At 70.7% G+C, this 20470-nt stretch carries 18 protein-coding genes; 8 read left to right on the forward strand and 10 right to left on the reverse strand.

Annotation, left to right across the window (positions count from 1 at the left end):
- Window positions 1–8: 8 nt before the first annotated feature.
- From VMS22_05100 to VMS22_05120, 5 genes are all read right to left on the reverse strand, one after another.
- Entirely contained in the window at window positions 9–899 is an 891-nt protein-coding gene (locus VMS22_05100; protein ID HXJ33399.1) for a neutral zinc metallopeptidase, read from the reverse strand.
- A gap of 77 nt (window positions 900–976) precedes the next feature.
- Window positions 977–2782: a hypothetical protein gene (locus tag VMS22_05105; protein ID HXJ33400.1), complete on the reverse strand. Its 1806-nt coding sequence runs from the start codon at window positions 2780–2782 to the stop codon at window positions 977–979.
- A gap of 22 nt (window positions 2783–2804) precedes the next feature.
- Window positions 2805–6140, reverse strand: a complete 3336-nt coding sequence (locus VMS22_05110; GenBank protein ID HXJ33401.1) for a hypothetical protein — start codon at window positions 6138–6140, stop codon at window positions 2805–2807.
- A gap of 106 nt (window positions 6141–6246) precedes the next feature.
- Entirely contained in the window at window positions 6247–8208 is a 1962-nt protein-coding gene (locus VMS22_05115) for an alkaline phosphatase family protein (protein ID HXJ33402.1), read from the reverse strand.
- 52 nt (window positions 8209–8260) lie between these two features.
- The gene (locus VMS22_05120; GenBank protein HXJ33403.1) at window positions 8261–10012 is read right to left on the reverse strand and encodes a DUF2723 domain-containing protein; all 1752 of its coding nucleotides are present in this window, start codon (window positions 10010–10012) and stop codon (window positions 8261–8263) included.
- Window positions 10013–10212: 200 nt separating this feature from the next.
- Here VMS22_05120 and VMS22_05125 point away from each other — a divergent pair, with 200 nt between their 5' ends.
- On the forward strand, window positions 10213–11277 hold the full coding sequence (locus VMS22_05125) for an SGNH/GDSL hydrolase family protein (protein ID HXJ33404.1): 1065 nt from the start codon (window positions 10213–10215) through the stop codon (window positions 11275–11277).
- A gap of 69 nt (window positions 11278–11346) precedes the next feature.
- On the opposite strand, the gene VMS22_05130 is transcribed toward VMS22_05125, so the two are convergent.
- Window positions 11347–12153 (reverse strand): hypothetical protein, encoded by an 807-nt coding sequence (locus VMS22_05130; GenBank protein HXJ33405.1) that lies wholly within the window; start codon window positions 12151–12153, stop codon window positions 11347–11349.
- A gap of 45 nt (window positions 12154–12198) precedes the next feature.
- Between VMS22_05130 and VMS22_05135 the strand changes: the two genes are divergently transcribed.
- From VMS22_05135 to VMS22_05150, 4 genes are all read left to right on the forward strand, one after another.
- Window positions 12199–12873, forward strand: a complete 675-nt coding sequence (locus tag VMS22_05135) for a hypothetical protein (protein ID HXJ33406.1) — start codon at window positions 12199–12201, stop codon at window positions 12871–12873.
- 8 nt (window positions 12874–12881) lie between these two features.
- Window positions 12882–14459: an apolipoprotein N-acyltransferase gene (gene lnt / locus VMS22_05140; protein HXJ33407.1), complete on the forward strand. Its 1578-nt coding sequence runs from the start codon at window positions 12882–12884 to the stop codon at window positions 14457–14459.
- 117 nt (window positions 14460–14576) lie between these two features.
- The gene (locus VMS22_05145) at window positions 14577–15191 is read left to right on the forward strand and encodes a protein-L-isoaspartate(D-aspartate) O-methyltransferase (GenBank protein ID HXJ33408.1); all 615 of its coding nucleotides are present in this window, start codon (window positions 14577–14579) and stop codon (window positions 15189–15191) included.
- A 31-nt stretch (window positions 15192–15222) separates the two neighbouring features.
- Window positions 15223–15579, forward strand: a complete 357-nt coding sequence (locus tag VMS22_05150; GenBank protein HXJ33409.1) for an antibiotic biosynthesis monooxygenase — start codon at window positions 15223–15225, stop codon at window positions 15577–15579.
- 188 nt (window positions 15580–15767) lie between these two features.
- Here VMS22_05150 and VMS22_05155 read toward each other — a convergent pair whose 3' ends face one another.
- The 3 genes from VMS22_05155 to VMS22_05165 form a co-directional block, all read right to left on the reverse strand.
- Entirely contained in the window at window positions 15768–16451 is a 684-nt protein-coding gene (locus tag VMS22_05155) for a type 1 glutamine amidotransferase domain-containing protein (protein HXJ33410.1), read from the reverse strand.
- A gap of 157 nt (window positions 16452–16608) precedes the next feature.
- Window positions 16609–16989, reverse strand: a complete 381-nt coding sequence (locus VMS22_05160) for a cupin domain-containing protein (GenBank protein HXJ33411.1) — start codon at window positions 16987–16989, stop codon at window positions 16609–16611.
- A gap of 290 nt (window positions 16990–17279) precedes the next feature.
- Window positions 17280–17576, reverse strand: a complete 297-nt coding sequence (locus VMS22_05165) for a hypothetical protein (protein HXJ33412.1) — start codon at window positions 17574–17576, stop codon at window positions 17280–17282.
- 432 nt (window positions 17577–18008) lie between these two features.
- Between VMS22_05165 and VMS22_05170 the strand changes: the two genes are divergently transcribed.
- A complete protein-coding gene (locus tag VMS22_05170; GenBank protein ID HXJ33413.1) occupies window positions 18009–18131 on the forward strand; it encodes a hypothetical protein in 123 nt (40 codons plus the stop codon).
- A 13-nt stretch (window positions 18132–18144) separates the two neighbouring features.
- Here VMS22_05170 and VMS22_05175 read toward each other — a convergent pair whose 3' ends face one another.
- Window positions 18145–18612: a nitroreductase family deazaflavin-dependent oxidoreductase gene (locus tag VMS22_05175; protein ID HXJ33414.1), complete on the reverse strand. Its 468-nt coding sequence runs from the start codon at window positions 18610–18612 to the stop codon at window positions 18145–18147.
- 83 nt (window positions 18613–18695) lie between these two features.
- On the opposite strand from VMS22_05175, the gene VMS22_05180 reads away from it, so the two are divergent.
- Both VMS22_05180 and VMS22_05185 read left to right on the forward strand, forming a co-directional pair.
- Complete coding sequence (locus tag VMS22_05180; protein HXJ33415.1) at window positions 18696–19391, forward strand: SIMPL domain-containing protein; 696 nt, start codon at window positions 18696–18698, stop codon at window positions 19389–19391.
- Window positions 19392–19398: 7 nt separating this feature from the next.
- Entirely contained in the window at window positions 19399–20463 is a 1065-nt protein-coding gene (locus VMS22_05185; protein HXJ33416.1) for an LLM class flavin-dependent oxidoreductase, read from the forward strand.
- Window positions 20464–20470 lie beyond the last annotated feature (7 nt).

The following is a 20470-nucleotide window of genomic DNA, read 5'->3' on the forward strand; positions in this document are numbered from 1 at the left end:
CGCGCGACCTATCGCTCGCTCGGCAGGCGATCCGAGAACGTGTCGCAATCGTCGATGCGCCCGGACGAGAGTCCCCGCTTGAACCACGCGACCCGCTGGGCCGACGACCCGTGCGTCCACGTCTCCGGATTGACGGTTCCGGTGGCGCTCTTCTGGATCCGGTCGTCGCCGATCGCCGAGGCCGCGTTGAGGGCCTCCTCGGCGTCGCCCTGCTCCAGGATGTTGCGCTCGTTCGTCGAGTGCCCCCACACGCCGGCGAGGCAGTCGGCCTGCAGCTCCATGCGCACGGAGATCGCGTTCGCCTGGCTCGGGTTCGACTCCTGGAACTGGCGGACCCTGTCGGAGATGCCGAGCACCTTCTGGACGTGGTGCCCGAGCTCGTGCGCGATGACGTAGGCCTGCGCGAAGTCGCCCGGCGCGCCGAAGCGTCGCTTCAGCTCCTGGTAGAAGGCGAGGTCGATGTACACCTTCTCGTCGACCGGACAGTAGAAGGGGCCCATCGCCGTCTCGCCGAAGCCGCACCCCGAGCGGACGCCGTTCGTGAACAGCACGAGCTTCGCGTTGCGATACGGCCGCCCGGCCGCCGGCAGCACGCGGTTCCAGGTCGACTGCGCGTCGTCGAGCACGAACGACACGAACTGCACCTGCTCCTCGTCCTCGGGCGACGACGGCCGCGGCGCCTGCTGCTGCGCGTCGTCGTAGCCCCCGCCGCCGGTCATGCCGGGATCGAGGATCGACAGGAAGTTCTGCCCGGTGATGACCGAGAGCACGAGCAGCACGACGATGCCCCCGAGCCCGATCCGGATGCCGCCCGGAAAGCGCGGGCCGCCGCCTCCGCCGTCGTCCTCGCCACGACGGTCCTCGAGATCGGCGCTTCGGCCCCCTGGTCTCCAGCGCATCGTGACCTCCTCGCACGCCCGGCGGCGCGACGGAGGTCCTAGCTAGCGCCGCGCGCAGCGCCGGCGCAAGGGGCCGGTCACCGCGGGCACACGCTCGGCGCCGGTGCGTTCCGCCCGCGGTAGACCTTGTCGGGCTTGTATTCCGTCGTCCCGCCGTACACCGCGCAGTACCGCTGCCCGTGGTCGCCGAGCTGCAGCACGATCGCCAGCGGGTCGGGGTTCATGGCGAGCGAGTGCTGGAGCTGGGCGCCGCGTCCGACCACCTTGAACCGGCCCTGGCGGAAGCGTGCTGCCTTCACGGGACCCGCGAGGAGCGCGGAGTCGCGATAGACGTAGGTGCGCGACGGTCCGGTGCCGGCGGCACGCCAGTTCGCCGCCGGCAGGTCGTACGTGTCGTCGAAGGTCTCGCTCCGCACGCGCAGATGGCCGCCGCTGAGCGTCGGATCGTCGATGCTGCCCTCGCCGCCGCCGAGGTCGATCGTCACGTCGTCGGCCCGGGCGGAGAGGCTCTTCTTGCGCGCGTTCAGCGGATCGTCGTGCAGAACGACGCGGTTGCCGGCGACGAGCTCGGGCGCGGTGAAGGCGGTCGTCTTGAGGCGCTGGCCGAACACGCCGGTGCCGGAGCCGTCCTGGAAGTACGCGCCCTCCCACGCGACCACGAAGTCGCCGCCCGCCGCCGCGCCGACGCGCGGCTGGTGCTGGTAGCTGGTCGTGTAGGTGTTCACCTGGAACTCGAATCCGAGGGGAACCCCGCCGGTCGAGAAGTGCTGCCCGAAGATCCCGCTGCCCGATCCGTCCCCCGTGTCACCGTAGTAGCCGCGCTGCCACGCCACGACGAAGTTGCCCAGGTCGTCGGTCGCGACGCTCGGGTCGACCTGCTCGCTCGTCGTGTAGGTGTTCACCTGGAACTCGCCGCCGATCGGCATCCCGGAGGCGTCGAAGCGCTGGCCGAAGATGCCGGACGACGACCCGTCGTGCCCGTTGTACGAGTCCTCCCACACCACCACGAAGTCCCCGAGCGCGTCGCGCGCGATCGCCGGACGGATCTGCTGGCCCGTGGTGTACGTGTTCACCTGGAACTCGGGTCCGAGCGGCGTGCCCGCGCTGTCGAACAGGCGCCCGAAGATGCCCGAGCTGCTGCCGTCCTGGGCGAGCCCGTACGAGCCGCCCTGCCACACGACGACGAAGTTGCCGAGCGCATCGGACGCGACCTTGGCGCGGAACTGGGGGCCGGTGGTGTAGGTGTTCACCTGGAATTCGGGTCCGAGCGGCGTTCCGAAGGCGTCGAAGCGCTGCCCGAAGATGCCGGTGTTGCTCCCGTCCTGGGTGAATTGGTAGTTGCCGCTCTCCCACACGACCACGAAGTTCCCGGCGGTATCGAGCGCAACCGACGGGGCGGCCTGCCGGCCGCGCGTCGTGGTGTTGGCGAGGAACTCGGGCCCGACCTTCGCGCCGGCGGGGTCGAAACGCTGCACGAAGACGCCCGACGCCGAGCCGTCCTGCTGATTGCCGTAGAAGGAGCTGTTGGAGCCACCCTGCCAGGCGACGACGAAGTCGCCGGATGGGGTCGCCGCGACCGCCGGGAACCGCTGGTAGCCCGTCGTGTAGGTGTTCACGACGAACTCGCTTCCGACCGTCGCGCTGGATGCGTCGTAGCGCTGCGCCGAGACCCCGGCGGACGAGCCGTCGCGTCCCGTGCTGTAGTTGCCACTCTGCCAGACGATCACGAAGTTCCCGGCGCCGTCACCGGCGACGCCCGGCTCGCCCTGGAATCCGAACGTGTACGTGTTCACCTGGAACTCGCTTCCCTTCGGACCTACCTCGGCGGGCGCGCGACTCGCCAGCAGCGCGACGAGGACGAGAGCGATGCGCGAGAATGTCATGTGAGGGCTCTCCTTCGATCGATCACGGTCTCGGCGGGCAGGAGGAGGGTGCAGGCGACTTCGCTTGCGCGACGAAGCGATTGGGGCGGTCGTTGGGCGTGGTCGACGCGGGACTGCCGCTCGTCTTCGCCGGCGCGTCCGCGCACCAGCGCAGGCCCGTACCGAGGCTGAGGCGCAGGGCGACGCGTCCCTGGCTCGGCTCGTCGAGCGTGTAGCCCCAACTCGCGGCGCCCCCCTTCACGACGATCCGGTCGCGCGTCACCGTGACGAGCGAGATCGGCGCGCCCGGGGTGCGGTCGCGATAGCGGTAGGTCGGGCTCGCGACGCTTCCGAGCACGGTCCAGCCGACCGCCGGCAGGTCGACCGGCGCCTCGTCGAGCGTGAGGCCCGCGGCGTTGTACATGATGAGGCGCGCGCCGTGGAAGCTCGGATCGGCGGACGACCCGTACGCCGGCGGAAGGATCCGGAGCGCGAGCGGGTCGAGCCGGCTGGAGCTCGCTTTGAACGTCACCCTCCGACTGGTCGGCGCAGCGCCGTCGGTGAGCTTCAAGGCGCGCGTTCCGATGAGGACGAACGGCGAGCCGCCCCCCGGCGTGACGTTCGGATCGTCCGGATCGCCGTCCTCGTCGAGCTCGGTCAGGTCCGGGAAGCCGTCGTCGTCGTGATCGATGCCGATCCGGACGCCCGATCCCGGCGGCACGCAGGTGTACGTGAAGGCACGTCCGGGCGCGGTCGCGAGCGCGCGGAGCTCCGCGTCGGTGAGCTCCGGCTCGGAGTCGAAGTCGCTCCGGAACAATGCCGAGCCCAACCGCACCCAGCCGCGCATGCGCCCGTTCAGGACGCCCTTCACGACGACGTCGCACTCGGCGTGCGCGGCGCGGTCGAGGAAGAGATCGATGCGATCGTGCACGTCCTGCCCGCTCGCGGCCGAGAGGGTCGCCTGCTGTCCGACGATCGGCGCCAGGTTCGAGTCGAACGCGAGCATGAAGCGCTCGACCTGCCGCCGCAGCAGGTCGCCCGCGGGTCCGTTCGGGAAGCCGCCCGGGTTCGGGCCGAAGAACGACGAGTCCTGGCTGAAGACGAGCCCGTTGTGGAAGCGGAAGAGCGTGTCGAAGCTCCCGTCGTGCAGGAAGCCGAAGCCGCGGACCTGATCGCCCTTCCAGCCGAAGTCGCTGCCCGTGACGGTGATCACGTGCGGGAAGCCGAACATCCCGACCTTCTGATAGAGGTTTCGCAGGTGCGGGATCTTGAAGAACTGCGTCTCGCCCTCGAAGGTCATGAGCCCGTCGGTGCCGAACTGCCCGAGCGACGGGTTCAGCGCGTGGCAGCCGTTGCAGTTCGAGAACACATCCGACGCCGATCCGAAGAAGAAGTTGCGCCCGGCCTGCTCGTCGGCCGTGAGCGAGTCGTCGAGCGCCCGGATCGGATTCGGGGGCAGCGTCACCTGCAGGATGAAATCGGTGAACGCCTGCATGTCGTCGGTGTCGATCGGACCGCCGCGGCCGAGGAGCCCGTCGAACGCGACGTTGAACGCCTTGAACGCGAGCGTCTCGTCGAGCGCGTCGCCGCCCGTGCTGGCGCCGGTGCGATCGCCCCGCCAGTGCATCGGCCCGTTGTTCGCCATGCCGCGCAGGGTCTGCGTGGTCATCGGCCCCTTCATCGGATGGAAGCCGTCGAAGGTGATCCCGAACGTGCCGCCCAGACGGAACGGATTCGGGACCGGCGATACGACCACCCCGTCGGGATCGCCGAGATCCCAGGCGAGGCTGTCGAAGTCGCCGAAGATGTGGCACGACGCGCACGCCGCCTCGCCGTTGCTGGACGTCGCGACGGCGTCGTAGAGGAAGCGCCGCCCCGCGGTCACGCTCGCCGGCTCGGGATTGAAGACCGGCAGGTGCGCGACCTCCGACCGGGTCGTCGTGTCGACGACGGACACGGCGTTGTCGAAACGCGTGAAGGCGTAGAGGCGGTGCCGCGGCTCGTCGAGCACGACGCCGCTCGGACCGCCGCCGGTGACGGGAATGTGGTCGAACGGGCTCGGCATGAACGTGTCGTCCTCGAGTGACGCGGTGTCGAACACGCCGATCTTGCTCGACCCGAAGGCGGCCACGTAGAGCGTCGTGCCGTCGGCCGTGACGGCCATGCCGAGCGGTGTCGCGAGGCTCGCGTCCTTCACGCCCGGCGGACTCGGCACGACGTCGTAGTCGATGTGCTTGTTCAGGTGGCGCGGGTGCACGCCGCCGCCGTCGAGCACGGTGATGCGCGCCTCGGCGAGGTGGCCGCGCACCGTGCTGCCGCCGAAGACGCCGGGGCCCTCGAAGCGGACCTCGTTCCGCGCTTCGGTGTTGGCGACGTAGACCGTGCCCGACACGGGATTGACCGCCATGTCGAACACGACCGTGCCGACGTGCGCGAACGACGCGGTCTCGACGGGCGGATTTGCGTTCGCGTCGATCGCGAACACGTCGCGGTCGGGCAGCGCGAAGTTGATGGCGGCGCTCCAGTCGCGGCCGAGCCCGTCCTCCCAATGCCCGGTCGTGCCGTTGAACCGGACGACGAGCCCCACCTGGGGCCGCGTGATCCCCTGGAAGTTCGTGTCGGGTGGCGGCAGGCCGCCGGGCATCGTCGCGCCGAAGATCGTGCACGGCCCCACCGCCGAGCTGCCGGAGCAGACCGCGAACGCGTTCACGGTCGTGGTCTGGTTGCCGGTGTGGAAGCCGGCGGCGTAGACCGTCGCGCCGTTCGGGCTCGCGGCGAGCGCACGCGGCGTGTCGGTGAAGAGCGTGACGATGGTGATCGGCGTTCCCCCGAGCGTCGTGCCGAGGTCCGTCGCGTCGAACACCCACACGTCGGCGCGTCCGACGCCGGGGGTGGTGAGCTGCGGATCGATCGGGCTGTTCTGGCCGCGATGCGCCGTCGTGATGAACGCGCGCGAGCCGCCCGGTCCGGCGAACACGACGTCGCGCGGCTCGTCGCCCACGAGCAGGGTGCGCACGACGTGTCCCGGCGTGCTCGCGACGTCGACGATGCTGACGCTGTCCGAGAGGTGGTTCACCACCCAGACCTCGCCGTTCGTGCGCGCGGCGACGGCGACGGGCTCGAGCCCGACCGGGATCGACGCCGTGTGCGTGAGCCCCGCCGCGGTGACGGAGAAGACCTCGAGCCGGTCGTCGGGCGTGTTGACCGCGAACAGGCGCGATCCGTCCGGCGAGAGCGCGAGCGGCCGCACGTGACCGCTCTCGAACGTGACGAAGCTCGACGCGCTCGCGAGGCCTCCGGTCGCCGTCCATACGACCGCGAGCGCGCCGGCGATTCGCCGCGCACGACGACTCACACGCTGCCACGAGATCGGGACCATCGGCGCACCTCCCGCGCGGATCACCCGTTCACGCGCCTGCGTTAGCACACCCCGGGGCGGGACGAGAAGGCCAGATTGCACTCTCGGTGCCGACTACGACGAGATTTCACCCATTCGGGGGGATCGTCGTCGTGGGGGCCGCGCGCAGTCGCTGGAGGTTGCCGCGATAGAGCACGTTCTCGGGATCGAGCGCGAGCGCGCGCTCCAGGGCGGCGATCGCCGCCGCGCGATCGCCCCGCAGGAAGGCGACGTTGGCGCGGTACTGGTAGACGAGCGAGTAGTCGGGCGCGACGCGGGCGGCGTCGTCGAGGAGGCGCCATGCGGCGTCGTAGTCGCCGCGACGCGCTGCGGCGCTGGCGCGCTGCGTGACGGCGAGGGCACGGCGCTCGGCGTCGGTCCGGGGTGGGCTGGCCAGCGGCGAGCCGGTGAGGCGCTGCAGAGCGTGCCTCGCCGGCTCGTAACCCGGATTGCACTGCGCGGCCGCGCGGTAGTCACGGAGCGCGTCGTCACGTTTGCCCTGGCGCTCCAGGACGAGGGCGCGATTGTGATAGCCCTCGGGACCGAGCGGCTCGAGCCGGATCGCCTCGCTCGCCTGAGTGAGGGCCTCGTCGTAGCGCCCGAGCGCGCCGAGCGCACCGGCAAGGCTGGCCCGGAGCCCGCCGTCGCTCGGATTGGCATCGACGAGTCGCCGGTAGGCCTCCGCCGCCTCGGCGAAGCGGCCGGCCTCGAACTGGCGCCCCGCGAGCGTGCGGTCCGCCTTGGGCGACGACGTCTCGAGGTAGCCGAGCGCGCGCAGGCGATCGAGGATCGCCGGATCGACGCCGGCGTCGGGGGCCTTGTCGGCGGCGGTCACGCTGGTGCCGTCCTCGTAGCTCGCGATCGACCGCACCGGATCGTCGATGGTGATGCCCTCGGTGAGCACGCGGCCGGGCATGTCGGCCGGCGGAGTGATCCCGGCGAGCGCGAGCAGCGTCGGCGCGACGTCGAGCAGCGCCGGGCGATCCAGGCGCGCGCGGGGACGGACGCGCGCGCCGTAGAGGTAGAGGATGCCGTCGATCCGGTGGTAGCGCTCGGTCACGCGCCGCATGTCGCGCATCGTGCTCGGGTCGTCGGGAAGCGCGCCCAGAAGGAAGCCGTGGTCCGAGAGCACGACGAGCGTCGTGCCGGCGTCCATCGCGGCCATGTAGTCGCCGACGATCTCGTCGGCGAAACGATAGACCTCCTCGACCGTGTGCCCGAAGCGCGCCTGCTGCGCGGCGAGCTCGCCGCCCATGGGGCCGGCACGGAAGAGATGGCCGAAGAGGTGGGCGGTCGAGTCGGTCGCCTCGATGTAGACCATGAGCAGGTCGGGCCGCTCTTCGCGCCACAGGCGAAGCCCGATTGCGCGATACGTCTCCGCGGTCGCGATGGCCCAGCGCAGGTGTGAGAGCTCGTCGTCGAACCGGAACGGTCGCGCGAGCTCCTCGGGCGGGACGGTCGCGAAGCGCGCGAGGTCGCCCGCGCCGACGTCGCCCGGCCGTCGCACGAGCGGCGTGATCTCCGCCTCGAGCTCCGGAGGATGCACCATGCCGACGTCGAGGTGGCTGCCGCTCGCGCCCTCGGGGAAGAGGAAGTGGTAGCAGGTGTGGTCGCTCACGATCGCGCCGTGGACCGTTTCCGCCGGCCAGGTGGCCCACCAGCCGACGACCGCGACCGTGCGACCCGCGCCCGAGAAGAGATTCCAGAGCGCCTTCACGCGCCGCATGCGGCTCGTCACCGGGAGCTGCTCGCCCGTCTTCTCGTTGACGGCGACGAAGTGGCCGATGCCGTGCGCCTCGGGTGGCTTGCCGGTCGCGATGGTCGTCCAGATGATCGGCGAGAGGATCGGGCGCATGCTGCGCAGGCGCCCGTACGCGCCCTCCTGCCGCAGGCGAGCGAAGTGCGGCAGCTTGCCCTCGGACATGAGCAGATCGACGGTCTCCGGGTCCATACCGTCGAGCCCGAGGACGATGATGCGCTCGCGCGCGTCGCCCCCGCATCCCGCCGCGAGCAGGGCGAGGAGCACGCAGCTCACGACGGCCCGGCGCATCGCCGCGTCGCCTACGGCCGGCGCGCCGCCGCTGTCAAGGCGAGACGAGGGCTCACCGCGCCTCGCGTGGCCGCTCGCGATCGATCTCGGCCGCGAGATCGGCTGCGCGCGGCCGGCCGGCCGTCGCCAGGTGACGCGGGTTGATCGCCTGCGAGCGCCGGGCCGCCTGTAGCGCTTCGTTCCAGTGTCCGCTCCGTCGATAGACGAGCGCCAGGTTGTAGAAGAGGACGTCGTTCTCGGGCGCGGCCGCCGCTGCACGCTCGAGCTCGCGCGCACCGTCAGGCCAGCTCGTGGCCGCTGCCGTGACGCCGCGCATGTAGTGGAAGTGGCCGAGGAGGTTCTGCGTCAGGTAGTCCTTCGGCACGCGGGGGTCGTCCTCGCCCGCGAGCACATCGGGCGTCGCGAGCGGCGCCGGGTGCGGTCCCGGACGGCGCGCCTCGAAGACGAGCCCCATGGGGACGATCTCGAGCCCAGGCACCTTCCAGTTCGGATGGTGCGTGAAGAAGAGCCGTTCGCCCTCGGGATCGAACCGCATCGCGGGCGGCACCGGACCGCCGATGCCCTGCAGAACGAGGTCGACGTCCGGACGGCGTCCTTCGACGAAGTGGAGGTACATGAGCGCGAAGAGCACGTTGTCGTCGGTCGCGACCAGGTGTGCGCCCGGTGGCAGCGCTCCAAGGACCGCGAGCCCGAAGTCCTCGGCGATCCGGTACCGGCTGCGATCGAACTCCGGCCAGCGGGCGACGAGCGCGACCAGAGGCAGAAGGAGCGGGGCCGCGCGAAGCGCGCGGGGCAACGCCGTGACCAGCACTTCGCAGCCGAGCGCCGCCACGATGGCGGCCAGCGCGTAGGACGGAACGTAGTAGCGGTGCCACACGAAGACGTCGGCACGCGACCCGTGCAGTGCGACGCTCGCGAGGTTCGCCAGCATGAGGAGGACGAAGAGGGCGAGCGGCGCCTGGCGCCGCCACGCCACGCCGGCTCCGACGAGCACGAGGGCGACGCCACCCCAGCCGAGCTCGATCGGGAAGCTCGCGACGTAGTCGCGCGCGATGGTCCAGAGGTCGCCCGGTTGCTCGACCCAGGCGCGCTGCCAGAAGTTCCGCCGGGTCACGACCGCGGCGAAGGCGCGCATCGTCTCGGGATCGCCCCAATCGAGGACGGGGTGCGCCCGCGAGCGCACCGGCAGATACAGGTAGGGGAGGAGCCCCAGGACGAAGGCGCCGGCCGCGGCGGCGAGCGGGACGGGTCTTCTGGTCCCGGGTCCTCCGGTCGCGACGGCCCAGGCGCCGAGGACCGCGGCGTAGACCGCCATGAACGCATGGTTCGTCGCGCCGAGGCCGCACAGGAAGAAGGCGCGGGCGAGGCTCGCGGTGTCGCGGCGGTCGCGCCAGGTGACGGCGGCGTGGGTCGCCGCGACGACGAACAGAGCGTTCAAGGCGTAGACGCGCTGCACGTTGGCTTCGCCCCAGAGGCTCGGGCTCGCGGCGAACAGGAGCGCTGCGACCAGGGACGCGACGGACCCGGCGCCGAGCCGCCGGCAGAGGTGATGGAGACCGCCGACCGCGACCGCGGCGCATGCGGCGCTGAAGAGGCTCATCCGCCAGGCGACCGATCCGAAGGGGAGCACGAGCGTCCAGAGCTTCCCGGCCAGGACGTAGAGGGGATAGCCGGTCGGATGCGGGATCCCGAGCCGATCGACCGCCGTCACGAGCTCGCCGCTGTCGCCGACGTAGATCGTCGGGCAGGCCCCGAGCGCGTAGATCGCGAAGACCACTGCACCCAGGGCGAGCGACCCTCGCACGGCGCGCATCTCAGCGGGCTGCCCCGGCGCGCGTCAAGTCGGTGGCGTCCCGACGCGCCGCGCCAGGCTCGGGCGACCCGGCGCGGCCATGCAATCGCGATTTTTCTGTTGACGCCCCCGACCTTCCCGGCGTAGAGGCGCGGGAATCGGCCCGCGCACTTTCGCGCGGCGCAATCGAAGGAGGGGGAATGAAGCGGAGCATGGCTTTGGGGGTGTGTGCCGTGCTGCTCGCGGTGGGATCCATCGCGGGCGCGAGCACGATCACGCAGAACGTTTCGTGGACGATCGACCGCCCCGGCACCTCGACGACGTACCGCATCACCGCCTACGGCGACTCGATCTACGCCGGCTATCGCGGCTCGCTGTCGAGCGTCGCCAAGCGTGCCGCGCCGCACGTCGACGGCGAGTACCTCTCGCAGCTCTGGAACGCCGACATCGAGGTGCGCCGGCGCACCAAGTCCGGCGCGGTCGCGTCGGACATCTACAACAACAAGATCGTGGCCGAGCGCTCGTACATGCAGTCGGCGAACACGCGCGTCGTCACCTTCGAGATGTGCGGCAACGACGGCCTGCAGGCACGCAGCAACTTCGCGGGCCAGAGCGGCACCTGCAACCTGGCGCCGCTCAACACGGCGCAGTCGAACTGCACCACCTACCTCCAGTCCGCAATGGACTACATCAACGCCAACGCCAATGCGGGCACGGTGCTGAAGGTGGTCTCGAACCTCTACTACCCGGGCTATGCGGCCGACAACGCGCTCGCGAACTGCACCATCTCCGGCGTGCGCCCGAACAAGCAGGAGATCTTCCTGCCGTACATCGCGCGCATGAACTGGCGGGCGTGCAACTTCGCCGCGCAGAAGGGCTTCGCGTGCGCGGACAGCTTCGCGCAGTACATGGGCGCGGACTACGACTCGAATGGCGACGGCCTGATCGACTCCGAGGCCATCCGCTACGTGCAGGGCGAGTCCGAGACGGACTACGTGAACAAGATCGTCACGACCTACCGCGCGACCCTGCGTGACGCGAACACGCACTTCGTGAGCTCGAGCACGAGCTACGACTACATCCAGTCCGACAACACGCACCCGACCTACACCGGCTCGACCGTCAGCGTCGGCATCTTCGGCGGCACGGGCTCCGGCTCGGGCGCGCCGGACTACAGCGGCTCGCAGATCGTGGGCGGCAAGAACCCGGTCTGGAACCAGTTCGGTCACGAGCGGATGGGCTGGGCGATCTCGGTGAACAACCCCGCGACGCCCTGATCCGATCGATCCCGTCGACACACGCGGCGCACTTCGCTCCGGCGGGGTGCGCCGCGTTTCGTTTCGGGGTCAGGCGAGGAAGCGCAGCGCGACCATCGCCGGGACGCCGACCCAGTACGCGAGCCAGCACGCGATCTCGACCGCGCGGCGAACGCCCGGCGTCGCGACCGGCATCGCGTGGGCGGCGGCCAGCACGATCGCTTCGGCTCCGATCCGCCAGAGCGTCGCCCACGCCGTCAGGTAGACCACCATCGTCGCCCAGAAGACGGCGAGCGTCCGGAGCCACGCGCCCGGCCCCTCGAGATAGTACTGCCCGAACGTGCCGCCGTAGGCGATGAACTGATGCGCGTTGAAGAAGATCGCCGCCGGCGCGAAGCCGAAGACGGCGAATTTGAGGACCGGATGATACCAGGCGCGCGCGCGACGGCCGCGCGCGTAGACCACGACCGGCGACGCCGTCGCGCCACGCGGCTCGAGCGCATCGACGAGCGCCGCGAGGTCCGCGGGGCGCAGCTCGTATGCGAGACGCCGTCCGGACGCGAGCCGCAGTCCGAGACCGGGGCCGGGCAGCGGCAACCGCCACGGCAGCAGGCCCGCGATCGACGCAACGGGCACCTCGACGCGGCGATCGCGGCGTCGAAGCACGACGAGGCCGTCCGCCACGTCGACTTCGCCGGCCCACGCCCGATCGAGCAGCCGGGCGAGCGTCCAGGGCAGGAGCGTGAGCCATGCGAAGGTCGCGACCGTCGCCTCGGGGGTCACGTCATCGCGAAGGACGACGGCTCGCATGAGGAGGAGGAGCGCGATCGCTCCCACCCCGAGCAGGACGGCGACCGCGATGCGCCCGGCCCGGGCATAGACGATGGCGCGCTGCACAGGTTGCGGGTCCCCGGGGGCCTCCTTATGGTATTCGCGAGCCCGATGGCGAGCGATCCCGAGTGGCCGCGCGTACGCGTCGACGCCGACGGCGTGCGGATCGTCGAGACGCCGGATCACCGTCCCGACGTCTGGATCGTGCTCGCCGTGGGCGTGGTCCTGATCGCAGGCATCGTGGGTCTGTGGCCGAGCCGTCCGCAGGGCGCGACCGAGACCGCGCGCGCCGCCGCGCCGGCGGTCGGGGCGACGCCGGCCCCGCCGCGTGCGGAGCCCGCCACCGGCGACGCCGCGCTTCCGCACTCCGCTCCCGCGACGCGCGCCGGCAAGATCCGTGCGCTCCGGAAGATGGGCGTCGAGCCCCGGCGCGGCCCCGACGGCAAGCGCGAGTACGCCGCCAAGGACGTCATCGGCGCCCTGCGCGCCGCGGGCGTGCGCGACGGGATCGCCGCCTTCGAGCCGCCGGGGACGGACCCGCCGAAGCCCGGCATCATCGTTCCCGACGACTGGGTGCTGCCCGAAGGCTACGTGCGCCACTACCAGGTGACCGACGACGGCCAGCAGCTCCCGCCCATCCTGATGTTCCATCCCGACTACGAGTTCGTCGACGAGCAGGGCAACGCGATCGCGGTGCCGGCCGATCGCATCGTGCCGCCGGATCTCGCGCCGCCGGGGCTCGTCGTCCGCATGCTCGAGGTTCCGAGCCCGGATCGTCCGCGCTGAGCCGGCCGGTGGCGCGGCGCGGGCTGGTTCGAACCCTCGGCGGCGTCGTCGCGACCGGCGTTGCGTTCTCCTTGTACTCGCGGGTCGAGCCGCGCTGGTTCGCCCTCGGCTGGGTGGGGCTCGTGCCGTGGCTCCTCGCGCTCGACCGCACGACGACGTGGCGCGGCGTCCTCGCGTCCGGCGTCGCCATGTCGATCGCGTTCACTCTCGGGGTGTTCTCGTGGTTCGCGGACGCGATGGCCGACTACGTGTCGGTGCCGCTCTGGCTCATGTACGTCGTCCTCGTCGTCGGGGCGCCGTTCTTCCAGCCGCAGGTCGTGGCCTTCTCGCTGGTGCGCCACGCCGCCCGGTGGCGAGGCTTCGGCGCCACGCGCCGTGCGCTCGCCGGCGCATGCGCGTACGTCGCGACCGAGTGGGCGTTGCCTCGGCTCTTCGGCGACACGATCGGGCAGGGCTTCTTCGCGTCGCCCGTCCTGCGTCAAGCGGCCGACGTCGCCGGCGCGCCGGGGCTCACGTTCGTCCTCGTCGTCGCGAACGAGTGCGTGCACGAGGCGGTGACGCGCATGCGGCGGCGCGAGAGCGTGCTCGCACCGATCGCCGCCGTCGCACTCTTGTTCGCGGCGCTCGGGGTCTACGGCGCCATGCGCCTCCGCCAGCTCGACCGTGCGGAGACGCTGCCGCCCCTGCGAGTGGCGATCGTGCAGGGGGACGTCGTCCACTACGACCGCCTCGCGGCCGAGGTCGGGACGTACGAGGCCGTCCGGCGCATCCTCGACACCCACTTCGATCTGTCGGCGACGGCGGTGCAGCACGACGGCGTGGATCTCGTCGTGTGGCCGGAGACGGTCTACCCGACGACCTTCGGCACGCCGAAGAGCCCCGAGGGCGCCGCGTTCGACCGTGAGATCGGCGCGTTCGTCGTGCGGAGCCGCCGGCCCCTTGTGTTCGGGTCGTACGACGGCGAGAACGGCCACGAGTACAACGCGGCCGTGTTCCTCGAGCCGACCGACGACGGTGCGGTGACGTTCGACACGTACCGCAAGGCGTCGCTCTTCCCGCTGACCGAACGTGTCCCGGCGTGGCTCGACGGCCCGCGGCTGCGCCGCTGGCTCCCGTGGCTCGGAACGTGGACGCCCGGCGACGGCGCGACCGTGGTGTCGCTCGCGCTGCCGGACGGTCGCAGCGTCCGGGTGGCGCCGCTCGTCTGCTACGACGCGGTCGAGCCCCGCAACGCCGCCGGCGCCGTGCGCGAGGGCGCCGAGCTCATCGTGACGCTCTCGAACGACAGCTGGCTCGGCGCGGGCGCGCACCTGCACTTCGTCGTGTCGGCCCTCCGCAGCGTGGAGACGCGCCGCCCCCAGGTGCGCGCGACGACCACCGGCGTCTCGGCGGTGATCACGCCCACCGGGGAGCTGACGGCCGTGGCGGACGTCCACGTGCAGACGGTGCTGGTCGGATCGGTGACGCCGGTCCGCGGGGAGATGCCGCTCGCCGTGCGATGGGGCGACTGGCTCGGTCCGGTCGCGCTCGTCCTCGGCCTGGCGTTTTTCTTCACGAGGCCGGTGCACGCGCGCACGGCGATGTGATATCGCTTGCGCATGCGCGCGCACGCCGCGGCATTGGTCGCCCTGGGCATCGCGTGCGCGGACCCGACGACCACGACGACGACGATGCAGCCCGACTTCGACGCGCTTCGCGAGCGCATGGTGCGCGAGCAGCTCGCGTCGCGCGACGTGACGGACGCCCGCGTGCTGGCCGCCATGCGGCGCGTGCCGCGCCACGAGTTCGTGCCGGCGGCCCTGCGGGCGCAGGCGTACGAGGACGGTCCGCTGCCCATCGGGCACGAGCAGACGATCAGCCAGCCATACATCGTGGCGCTCATGACGCAGCTCGCGGCCCTCGGGCCCGCGAGCCGGGTGCTCGAGGTCGGCACGGGCTCGGGGTACCAGGCGGCGATCCTCGCTGAGGTGGCGCGCGACGTCTACACGATCGAGATCGTCGAGCCGCTCGCGCGCAGCGCCGAGGCGACGCTGCGGCGGCTCGGCTACGAGCGCGTGCACGTCCGCGCCGGCGACGGCTACCGCGGCTGGCCGGAGGCGGCGCCTTTCGATGCGATCCTGGTCACGGCCGCGCCGGAGAAGGTGCCCGCGCCGTTGCTGGAGCAGCTCGCCGTCGGCGGCCGGCTCGTGATTCCGGTCGGACGGCTCGACCAGGAGCTCGAGGTCCATCGCCGGACCGCCGGCGGGTTCGAGGTGGAGCGCGTCGCCCCGGTGCGGTTCGTGCCGATGACCGGTGAGGCCGCCGGCCAGCGCCGGTGACGCAGCCGGTCCAGTGGGATAGAGAGGGCGCATGGTCGTCGTCACGAATCGCATTCCCGTCTCCAAGGGTCACGAGATCGACTTCGAGGATCGCTTCAAGCGACGCGTGCACCTGGTCGATCGCGCGCCGGGCTTCGTGCGCAACGAGGTGCACCGGCCGCGGCCGCTCAAGTTCAGCCACGAGACGGGTGGCTGGGTCGAGGATCCCGACGCGCAGGGCTACTACGAGGTGAAGACCTGGTGGAGGACGTTCGAGGATTTCGTCGCGTGGACGAAGAGCCCGGCCTTCGCCGAGGCGCACTCGAACCGCCCGCCGCAGGGCATGTTCGCCGGGCCGAACGTGCTCGAGGTGCACGAGATCCTGACGAGCACCGACTTGAAGCTGTAGCGGCGGCTCACAGATCCGGCGGCGCACCTCTTCTCGCCGGGTCGAGCGGGGCTCCAGGTGCACGGTCAGCTGGCGCTCTGGTCATCGACGAACTCGTAGCGCTTGCGTCCCAAGCCTGGAGGCAGCAGGCGGCTCTTGACGTCGCTCACGACTCGCGCGCCCGTGCTGCGTCGCTCATTCGGATCGGGTCAAGCGGAGCGAAGGACCTTCAGCAGCTCTTTCGCTCCGGGTCCCGAGGAGGCCGGGTTCTGGCCGGTCACCAGCTTGCCGTCCACCTGGACGTAGGGAACCCAGTTGGCGACCTTGCTGAAGATGGCGCCCCGTTCCTTCAAGCGGTCTTCCACCAGGAAGGGCACGACCTTCGTCAGCTCGACCGCCTCTTCTTCCTCGTTCGTGAACGCGGTCACGCGCTTCCCTTTGACCAGATACTCGCCGTTCTTTCCGCGCACGTTCACCAGCGCGACGGGCGCGTGACATACGGCGGCGACGGGCTTGTCGGCCTTCACGAAGGCTTCGATCAGGGCGATGGAGGTCGCGTTGTCGGGCATGTCCCACATGGGGCCATGTCCGCCGGGGTAGAAGACGGCATCGAAGTCGTTCGCGGACACGTCGGCCAGCTTCTTCGTGTTGGCGAGCGCAGCCTTCGCAGGGGAGTCGGCCTGGAAGCGCCTCGTCAAATCGGTCTGGTTCTCGGGTTGGTCGCTCTTCGGATCGAGCGGCGGCTGGCCACCCTTCGGCGAGGCCAGCGTGAGCTCCGCGCCGCCGTCCCTCAGCACGTAGTAGGGAGCGGCGAGCTCCTCCAGCCAGAAGCCGGTCTTCTTTCCGGTGTCACCGAGTCGGTCGTGAGAAGTGAGAACGATGAGGATCTTCATTGCAAACCTCCGATGGAAGGGTCAGGCGCCGCCCGCTGACACGGTCATCGACACGACGCGCTGACTCACGCGATCTCCCAACGTCTCGACGTGAGCTGAGTCAATGGACGTCGATCCTCGGAGGCAAGACGCCGCTACGTCGACGGCCGGGCGTTGGTCAGGCGCCGCCACTCCCCGCGCCGCGCATGGGGAAGGAGAGCTCCAGAACGACGCAGCCAACCTCCGTCTTGAAGGGGCCATGCACTTCACCCCCGGGACGACTCGCGTAGTGGCCCGCTTCGAGCCACAGGTCGAAGGCCTGGTCGTAGAGCCGACCGCTCACGATGAAGACCTCCTCGGGGTAGTCGTGACTCTTCCCGCCGAATGGCGTGGTGTCGGCGCCAGGGTGGAATCGCGTCAGTCGTGTGTACTCGCCCGTCACCGGATCGATGCTGAGCGTGAGCTCTTCGACCATCCCCTCGAGGCCCGTGACGGGCGTCCACCGCCCTTGGCTCTCCGATGCCAGCGGGTTCCAGTACCGTGCGGTCGACTTCGCCATGGTCTTCCCTCGTCTCGTAGGTAGCGGCGGCCCTCGTCGGTGCTGTGCGCGCAACGACGCGGCGGCTCAGCGCCGGCGCGTGAGCGCCGTCCGCTGCAAGCGCGGGCTGGGCGCCCTCGCAGGAGCTCGTTTGGCGAGCGCTCGCTCGGCCTGTCTGGGGATTTCGACAGCGACGAAGTAGGCTTCCGGGTAGAGGTAGCCCTCTTGGGACCCGTCGACGACGCGCACGTATCCCTCTCGGGTCGCCACATTGTCGGGTAGGCGCTCGTAGACCCAATCCCTGGACCGCGTCACGGCCGGACATTTTCCACGAGGCCGGCAATCTGCACGAACTCGACGCTAGGGCGCACACCGTAGAGACCGGCTACCCGCTCGAGTAGCTCATCAGTGAAGAACGCCTTGGCGGCCTCCTCGGAGTCCCAGACATAGAAGTTCGCGGCCTCACGCTTCCCGGAATTGAGCGTGAAAGCCTTTGAGCGTAGCCCCGGCAGTCCTTCGAAGCTTACGCGTGCGGTCTCCGCGATCTTCCGCACGGCTCGCTCATCGAAGTTGTCTCCATAACGGAACGTAACGAATACACCGATCATGTCGCACTCCCTTCGACGTAGTCGTTGAGGTCCCCTCAGTGGGCACGCGCCTTGATGACGCCCACCGGCAATTGGCCGGACCTGGACGATCCCGCACGGCGCCCACCTATCATCAGCGCGCATCGGTCGGAAGGATGGGCAGCCCGACGGGAACTCGCGGTGATCGACGGGACGGGCAGAGCGGCGGGCGAGCGCTCAGACAGACGGCGACCAAGCGAACGGCCCCCTTCTGACTGCGCGCCGTCGCGTCGCGAGGTTGGCGGGTGAGGCGGAGGCGCCTGCGTAGCGGCGCGACGAAACGCGGGGCCGGGCCGAGCCGTGTGTGCTCTCGCGCGGCGAAGCCGAAGCCGCAGCCTCACCCGCCAACCTCGCGGACCGACGCCCGCATTCAGACCCCGCATCCGCCGCGACGCGTCGCGCGTAGGGACGCCGATGATCGCGCAGATGCTGATACTGGGGTTGGTGAAGGTGGTGGCGCCGGTCCTGCTCGTGCGGGCAGCCTGGTGGGTCCTCGCGGACCTGATCCTCGACCGCGTGGACCTGCCGTTCGTGTGACGGCCGGCTACCGCTACGCGGGCGAGAGCCGCAGGACCGGGATGTCCCGCGTCGTGCGCGCCTGGTAGTCGTCGTAGTCGGGGTACATCGCGCACAGGCGAGGCCAGAGGGCCTTCTTCTCCTCGGGGCTCACGCGGCGCGAGACCATGGTCCGGCGCTCGCGCCCGATCTCGACCTCGCAGCGCGGGTTCGCCTCCAGGTTCAGGTACCAGACCGGATGCTTCGACATCCCGCCCTTCGACGCGACCAGGATGATGTCGTCGCCGTCGGCGAGGTAGAGGAGGGGGAGGGTGTGCAGGTTCCCGGACTTGCGCCCCTTCACGGTCACGAGACACACCGGCGCGCCGCCCCTGAACTTGCCGCCGAGCCATCCGCCCGTCGCACGGTAGGCCCACGTGTTGGCGGCGGACATGATCTTGATGAAGACGGTCGCCCAGCGCTCCTCGGTCGGCGTCCACGGCCTCGGTGCTGCCTTCGCCATGGGCGTCTTCTGCCACAGCTCGTCGCCGTGCTCCACCGCCGCCGGCCGATTGACTTCATGGCGAAGACGGACGAGTCGAGGGCATGCGAAGAGCTTTGGCTTCCGTCGTCGTCCTCGCCGGCCTCGCCGGGCCGGCGGCAGCGGAGCAATGGTCCGGGCCGCCGGTGCTCGTCACGAGCGGCGAGGCGTCGATCCGGGCGGTGCCGAACCAAGCCATGGTGAACGTCGCCACCGAGGGGCGCGCGCAGAACGCGAAGGACGCGCAGCGCGCGGACGCCGAGGCGATGGCCGCCGTCCGCAAGGCGCTGAAAGAGGCCGGCGTCCCCGACACGAGCGTGCGGACGCTCGCCTACGACCTGCAGCAGGAGTTCGACTACGTGAGCGGCAAGCAGACGCCGCGTGGCTACCTCGCCCGGCACACGATCGAGATCCGCGTCGACGACGTCGACAAGCTGGGCGATCTCATCTCCAAGGTCGTCGGCGCCGGCGGCGCATCGGTCGCCGGCATCCGGTTCGACGTGAAGGAGCGCGACCAGCTCGAGCGCGACGCGCTCCGCAAGGCGGTCGAGGACGCGCGCAGCCGGGCCGACGCGGCCGCGGCGGGCGCCGGCACGAGCGTCACGGGGCTCATCCGCATCGAGGAGCTGCGCATGCCCGAGCCCCGTCCCATGGTGATGGCGCGCGCCATGGCGGCCGAGCAGTCCGCGGTCGCGACGCCGATCGCGGCGGGCGAGCTCGAGATCCGCGCCGCCGTCACGCTGACGTCGGCGCTCAAGTGAGGACCCCATGGACGTCTCCCTCCAGCTGATCTTCCAGAACTACGGCGGCGCGCTCCCCGACGCCGAGCACGTGGCGTGGGAGACGCGCATCGCGGAGCTCGCCGAGCCGCTCGGCTTCGACAAGGTGTTCGTCGTCGAGCACCACTTCACCGACTACGCCGCGTGTCCCGACAACGCGCAGTTCCTGTCGTACCTGGCGGCACGCACGAAGCGCATCGGGCTCGGGACGGGCGCCTTCATCCTGCCGTGGAACACGCCGCTGCGCGTGGCGGAGAAGATCACGCTCCTCGACCACCTCTCGGGCGGCCGTGCCGTGCTCGGGCTCGGCCGCGGCCTCGCGCGCCGCGAGTACGACGGGTTCGGCATCGCCATGAAGGAGTCGCGCGACCGCTTCGACGAGGCGGCGCGCATGGTCCTGGACGCGACCGATCGGGGTTGGATCGAAGGGGCGGGCCCGTACTATCCGCAGGCCCGCACCGACATCCGCCCGCGTCCGCTGCGCGGCTTTCGTGACCGTCTCTACGCGATCGGCATGTCGCCGGAGTCGGTGGAGCAGGCGGCGCGCCTCGGCGCGCGGCTCGCGATCTTCTCGCAGATGCCCTGGGAGATGTGGGCGGGCACGGCGCTCGCGAGCTACCGCACCGTGTATACCGACACGCACGGCGGGACGCCGCCGCCGCCGATGACCTGCGACCTCATGTACTGCGCGCCCGACGACGCCGAGGCCGAGGCGACCGCGCGCGTGCACATGGCCGAGTACTATCTGTCGGTGCTCGATCACTACGAGATCCTCAGCAAGAACTTCGAGGGCGTACGCGGCTACGAGATGTACGCGCAGGCGGCGGAGATCCTCTCGTCGATGGGCAAGGAGGACCAGGCACAGAGCTACCTCTACGTGCAGAGCTGGGGCTCGCCGAAGACGATCCTCCACAAGCTCCACCAGCGGCGCGAGGTGGTCGGCGACTTCGAGCTCTCGGTGATCGCTCGCTACGGCGCGCTGCCGCCCGAGAAGGTCGACGCGAGCCTGCGCCTGTTCGCTCGCGAGGTGCTGCCCGAGCTGCACCGCTGGTGACGCGCGA

The sequence above is a fragment of the Candidatus Eisenbacteria bacterium genome (assembly GCA_035577985.1).
Taxonomy (GTDB): Bacteria; Desulfobacterota; Binatia; order DP-6; family DP-6; genus DATJZY01.